Origin of the sequence: Moorena sp. SIO1F2 (genome assembly GCF_010672755.1) — a bacterium.
Taxonomy (GTDB): Bacteria; Cyanobacteriota; Cyanobacteriia; order Cyanobacteriales; family Coleofasciculaceae; genus Moorena.
Map to the genome: position 1 here is coordinate 1 of NZ_JAAHFV010000390.1, position 5,743 is coordinate 5,743.

A 5,743-nucleotide genomic window follows, 5' to 3' on the forward strand; every position below is an offset into this window, starting at 1 on the left:
GTACAGCTAGTTCCGAGTCACTAGAAAAAGTGGTTATAAACTAAGGCTAGACCAGCTCTGATGCTTGGTAACGCACTAGATTTAATGAAGGGTTGACATCAAGAATAAGGAGTAAAAATGGAATAGAATAGATGAATATATCAGATTAATAGTCATCAAACATGACACCAGAAGAAAGATTAACTCAAGTAGAGAACTTGTTAGAGACAGCAGCAAGATACATTAATCGCCACTCTCAGACCATCGAGCAAAATCAAGCAGAAATTACTCAATTACGAGTTTCTATGAATGAGACCTTAAGATTGTTTTCTGAGTTGGCAACCTATCAACGTCAAAGTCAAGAGGAGATTATTCAAAATCAAGAGGAGATTCGTCAAAGTCAAGCAGAGATTCGCCAAAATCAAGAAGAAATACGACGGATTTGGGAATATTTATTAAATCAAAGCGGTAATGGACGCTCAGGAAATTAAACCTCTAGCGGTTTGGGAGTGTAAACAGAAAATTGATGGATAAAGGGCACCATCCCCCTGTCGTGATCATAAAAAGTGAATTTTTTTTGCATTCGAGAGCAATAGTGTGATCACCTAGATAGAATTTAGACTGACAAAGTGAAAAATGTGCTGGCTACTCGACGTGGGTAGCCGGAAAAAGTCAATCAGGGAATCTCCATCTCATTTCTTTGTTGACGTTCGAGTAGAAACCTCGATGATAAACAACAGCTGTTATGTGCTTGATTCCCTTTGCAATCTACAACCAAATCCAAACCAAGGACACCAAACTGGTGCTACTAGTCAACGCCTAATACCTAGTGCTTCATACCTAGTGCTTAGAGTCTAATCGAGAAAAGTACAGGTCAAGTTTCTCTAAAATACTGGGTTAGGTTGTTGAGCGCCTCTGTCGCACTTTCAATCGCTGAAGCTAATTCTTCAATGCGGTCAGAGTGAGCTTTACCTTCAATTTCTTTTTTCAGCAGTTCCTGTAATTTCAGAATCAATTCTTTTTGGTAGCTGACTGAATGGGTAAAATCTGTGGATTCCATCATTGGACTTAAATTAATTATATTACCTGATAGCTGATAGCTTAAGCTGACCACTGAATTCGAGTTTACCGAACCCAATTGTGTTCAGTTTACCGTAATTTAGCTCAAGGTTTACTATAGCAGTTCTAAATAGTTCATGAAACCCAAAGCTGATTTCTGATCACACCAAAAAATCCTCGGATCTCTTTCTTACTATTCCCTGCTGCCTGCTCCCTGCTGCCTGCTCCCTGCTGCCTGCTGCCTGCTCCCTGCTGCCTGCTCCCTGCTGCCTGCTGCCTGCTCCCTGCTGCCTGCTCCCTGCTCCCTATTCCCTATTCCCTATTCCCTATTCCCTATTCCCTATTCCCTATTCCCTATCCAACAGTTTTTCATAACGGCAATCCCTATAAAGTTAGTGATAAAAACCGAATTGTCACTGCTATTGTGAAGTCATACCATAATAATCAAAGGCCATAAAACAAGGCTGAATCTATTAAGCAATTACAACTTGGAGGAAGAGCTATGACTCTAGTTCGTTGGAACCCATGGAAAGACATCAACACCCTACAACGGGAAATTGATCAGCTATTTGACCATAGTTTTGTGCCGACTACTTTGCGAGAGTTTGGTCATTTAAAAAATGTTCCTGCTGCTGAACTAACCCAAACTGAAGATGCTATCACTCTGAAATTGGAAGTTCCAGGAATGGAAGCCAAAGACTTGAATGTAGAAGTCACAGATACTGTTGTTGCTATCAGTGGAGAACGGAAAGAAGAAACCAATACTGACGAAAAAGGCGTCAAGCGGTCTGAATTCCGTTATGGTAAATTCCAGCGGGTAATTCCTTTACCAGTTCGGATTCAAAATACCAAAGTTCAGGCTGAGTACAAAGACGGTATCTTGAATCTGACCTTGCCCAAAGCTGAAGAGGAAAAAAACAAAGTTGTCAAGGTTAACTTGAACTAACTCCCTGGTTAGCTCAGTGGCTGGTTAACTCAGTGGCTGGCTAACTAGACTTGGGACAATTAGTTAGCTACTGGCGTTTAGACTAAATCGTGACCTCAAAAAGCGATCGCGACCTCAGCAAGCGATCGCTTTTTGTTTACATATATAGAAATCCTAAATGAAGCGATGCAGCGCGGTCTTGGGGGTTTCCCCCACTCGCTATTGCATCAAGACATTGTGGGAATTTTTGTTGCCTGCTCCCTGTTCCCTGTTCCCTGTTCCCTGTTCCCTTTCCTATACCAGTTCTCAATGGGGTGGCGACAAAATCATCCTATCATTCAGCAACGCCATCACTGGAGTCAATCGGATCTTTTTCTGTAACTTATCCGGATAACTCAACTCGGCTGAGAAATAGAAAAATAGTAGATGCACCTTGATAGCCATCCCCCTGCAATCAAAGCGGGGGGTTTTTTAATTATAACCATGAAACCTATGAAACCCATACTCAAATCTGCCGCAACTTACCTAATCTTAATGATTGCGATGGTTCTATCTGCTAGCCCTGCCTCTGCTCAACCTGAAGGATTAAAGGGTAGCTACGTGGGAATTAGTAACGATGGCAGCAAAATCAGTAATGATATCCTCAATCCCTTTGAGAATTTGCTGGGAATTGGCTCAAACTCAAGCGATGAAAGGATTGGTAGCATGTATCAAGGTCGTATTGATCTGCCCAATTTACCGATTTCAGTGCGTGGTGCAGCGTTTCTCTCTGGCAAAGGTCGTGCTGTCGAACCAACAATTACCTACGATGTACCTGTTGCCAGCAATACTAACATTTACGTTGGTGGAGGCTATACCTTTGTGAACAACGAGGAGATCACCACTCCTTTAGGTAATCAAAATTCAGCCGTATTGACTGCTGGTGTAGAAGCAGCAGTCAATGACTACACCATAATCTACGGCAGCGGCAGATTAAGCCTTAGTGATGAAAACAACGATACTTCCCCAGTTAAATTGCAATTTGGTGCAGGCTATCGTTTCTAAAATCTATAGCGCTGTTCATGTTCCCGACAACTGCAGCGAAGTCTATTGTAGGGGCACTTCCCTTGGGCCTTTATTTTAACCAAAGACGAGTCACTTGTTCTAACTGACTAACATCCTCCTGACTCAAAGCCCAACCCAAAGCCCCTGCATTGTCTTGCACCTGTTGTGCGGTCTTAGCACCGGGAATCGGGATTACTCCATCTTGAGCAATCAGCCAGTTAAGGGCAACTTGAGCTGGTTTTCGCTCATACTTTTCCCCTAACTGACTCAGTAGCTTTAGCACAGGGGCAATTTTTTCTAAACCACTTTTGCTAAAGCGGGGGTCAATTGCCCTAGCTCCAGTGGGTTTGATATAGCTCTCTACCGTATACTTGCCAGTGAGTAACCCTTGAGCTAAGGGACTGTAAGCCAGAATAGTCACACCTAACTGACGCGCTTTATCAAGAATACCGTTGCTCTCAATTTTCCGATGCAACAGAGAATATTGCACCTGATTCACCGCTAGGGGTATGCCACGGGCTGCTAAGTAACTGTGAGCTTCTGCCATTTGCTTAGCGGAATAGTTACTCACACCAACTGCTCCAATCCGACCACGCTTCACTTCATCAGCTAGAGCATTCATCAACGTCTGTTGGCTGATCAAGAAACTAAAAGGCATATGTACTTGGTACAGTTCCACTTGCTCGACTTGCAGACGTTTCAAACTGTCACTCAAGGCATCAGAAACTGACTGAGCGCTAAATCGCCAGGGTAAGGGGAAATACTTAGTAGCAATCTGGGCTTTCCGTCCCACCTGCTTCATAAACCGTCCGATCAGGGATTCTGATTCTCCTAGTCCATACACCTCAGCGGTGTCAAAAAAGTTAATTCCAGCATCCAAGGTTGCCTCGAAGGCTTCTTTTACCTGAGTAGTGCCGTAGTCACTGCCATAGTTCCAAAACAGCTTGTCTCCCCATGACCACGTCCCAATTCCCAAGGCTGTGACCATCGGACCATTCTGACCTAACCTGATCGTCTGCATCATAAAAACTGCTGCTCTTAACATTTCTTAATATTCTTTCAGTTTATCGTGGCTTAGTCAGCTATCAGCTTGGTTGAAAGTTGAAAGTTGAAAGTTGAAAGTTGAAAGTTAAAAGTTGAAAGTTGAAAGTTGACGGTTTATAACTTAAGTTTAAAAATTAACGATAAACTAGACTGAGCACTGACTCCCTGACCCATTCAGCTATTAATAAAACTAAGCTAGGAAGAAATTGCTGCTGAAGAAGGCTTGATTTGGGAGCCTGAAAACGTTTATTGTTCTTTGGTGGCGTAATCTGGTTACTCCTGTGCGGCGTCATTCCCAACAGCACTCTCAAACCCTTTACCAGCAGCAAGGCTTGAATATAGACTCATACATCAACATTGAGCAAGAACAAATTACACGCTCCCGCGTGCTGTTTCATAGCATTCGCTTTGATTTAAATCAAGACATTCTTACAAAAATTAAACAAGCACAACAGACTGGTCACGGCCTTGATATTTCCGGAGAGTTGCTTAGTGATTTACGCCATTTAGCTCTGCTCGATTGGGAAAACCGCCTCCAGTCTGGATTGACGTTTTCTACGTACTATCTACCAGTTGATCGGGCACAGGCACTGATGCGGAGTGTGATTGCCCTTGATGGAGAAATCGTTCACCAGATCAAGAGAGACTGTTTGGAGAATCCCGACTTTTGTTGTCAAATTGCTGACGCTCACTACTGGCTGATCACTCAAATCTTGGCTCAGCTACGCCTGAAACCATCACCCAACTTCCCTAAGCTGGCTTGGGGACTATCAGCGCTGATGATAATCCTGGTGATTCTGGCAGTGCTGGTAATTCCTGGCGTATTACAGCTAATACTTGCTCAACCCTGGAGATGGTTGATTATTATAGTGGGCATAGTCAGCTGTGGTCTACTTCTAGTAATACTACAATGGCTGCTACGTTCATGTTTAATCAGGATTGCGCCTTGGATGTTGCGTCAGCTATTGTCAGGTTTGCTCTCGGCCAAGCCTGGTCCTAAGAAAATTGCTAAACGTATTCTGGCATGGTTATTGCCGTGATTAGTGATCAGTCTGTGATCTGCCTTTTGCCTTTTGGCTGGGATTATTCGTTCAAGGCAGAATTTAACAGATAATAGAAAGGTTAAGTTAGATGGAAACTATGTCAACAGAAGCGATCGCATCAGTCATCAATGTCTATTTTACTAACATGGCCGCCATGAATCCAGGAGGCTGGGTAGAGATTTTTGCTGAAGATGCAGTGATTTATGACCCAGTGGGAAAGCCACCAATCAACGTCTCTGAGGACTCTGAGAAGTTCTTTGGACTACTGTCTAGCTTCTTTAACAGCTTTGAAATCTCACAAGAGCAAATTTTTATTGCTGGCAATGGGGCAGCGGTAAAGTGGAGGATGCAGGTGTCTGCTAAGAATGGTCGTGAGGCTACTGCTGAAGGCATCAGTGTTTTTGAAATCAATGATGACGGTAAGATTCAACAGGTTTTGTCCTACTGGAATGAAGCAGAAATGATGGCTAAACTAAAGGGCTAATTCCCAAGTGGTGTTGGCTCTTCCGCCATCAGCAAATCAGCTGTTGAAAAAAAAATAACCCCTGAGTCTGTTGCTGTGATCTCACAGCTCGACCAACTAAGGGGTGTCCATGGCTGAATTGCGTAAGCTATTTACTACTATCCACAGCGGCTGTATGCGATCGCG

General features: G+C 43.4%; 8 protein-coding genes. 6 read left to right on the forward strand and 2 right to left on the reverse strand.

The window, feature by feature from the left end:
* Positions 1-161: 161 nt before the first annotated feature.
* Positions 162-470 (forward strand): hypothetical protein, encoded by a 309-nt coding sequence (locus F6J94_RS28995; RefSeq protein WP_293046752.1) that lies wholly within the window; start codon positions 162-164, stop codon positions 468-470.
* Positions 471-853: 383 nt separating this feature from the next.
* Here the strand turns inward: F6J94_RS28995 and F6J94_RS29000 are convergent, their stop codons facing one another.
* On the reverse strand, positions 854-1,042 hold the full coding sequence (locus F6J94_RS29000) for a hypothetical protein (RefSeq protein WP_293046753.1): 189 nt from the start codon (positions 1,040-1,042) through the stop codon (positions 854-856).
* A 498-nt stretch (positions 1,043-1,540) separates the two neighbouring features.
* Between F6J94_RS29000 and F6J94_RS29005 the strand changes: the two genes are divergently transcribed.
* The 3 genes from F6J94_RS29005 to F6J94_RS29015 all read left to right on the forward strand — a co-directional run bounded on the left by F6J94_RS29005 (position 1,541) and on the right by F6J94_RS29015 (position 3,007).
* Positions 1,541-1,984 carry an Hsp20/alpha crystallin family protein gene (locus F6J94_RS29005; protein ID WP_293046754.1) on the forward strand — a complete coding sequence of 148 codons (444 nt, stop codon included), beginning with the start codon at positions 1,541-1,543 and terminating at the stop codon, positions 1,982-1,984.
* A 157-nt stretch (positions 1,985-2,141) separates the two neighbouring features.
* Positions 2,142-2,357 carry a hypothetical protein gene (locus F6J94_RS29010; RefSeq protein WP_293026655.1) on the forward strand — a complete coding sequence of 72 codons (216 nt, stop codon included), beginning with the start codon at positions 2,142-2,144 and terminating at the stop codon, positions 2,355-2,357.
* A gap of 98 nt (positions 2,358-2,455) precedes the next feature.
* Positions 2,456-3,007 carry an outer membrane beta-barrel protein gene (locus F6J94_RS29015; RefSeq protein WP_293026652.1) on the forward strand — a complete coding sequence of 184 codons (552 nt, stop codon included), beginning with the start codon at positions 2,456-2,458 and terminating at the stop codon, positions 3,005-3,007.
* A 70-nt stretch (positions 3,008-3,077) separates the two neighbouring features.
* On the opposite strand, the gene F6J94_RS29020 is transcribed toward F6J94_RS29015, so the two are convergent.
* Positions 3,078-4,028, reverse strand: a complete 951-nt coding sequence (locus F6J94_RS29020) for an aldo/keto reductase (RefSeq protein WP_293046757.1) — start codon at positions 4,026-4,028, stop codon at positions 3,078-3,080.
* Positions 4,029-4,332: 304 nt separating this feature from the next.
* Here F6J94_RS29020 and F6J94_RS29025 point away from each other — a divergent pair, with 304 nt between their 5' ends.
* Positions 4,333-5,091 (forward strand): hypothetical protein, encoded by a 759-nt coding sequence (locus F6J94_RS29025; RefSeq protein ID WP_293046755.1) that lies wholly within the window; start codon positions 4,333-4,335, stop codon positions 5,089-5,091.
* A 91-nt stretch (positions 5,092-5,182) separates the two neighbouring features.
* Positions 5,183-5,578: a nuclear transport factor 2 family protein gene (locus F6J94_RS29030; RefSeq protein ID WP_293046756.1), complete on the forward strand. Its 396-nt coding sequence runs from the start codon at positions 5,183-5,185 to the stop codon at positions 5,576-5,578.
* Positions 5,579-5,743 lie beyond the last annotated feature (165 nt).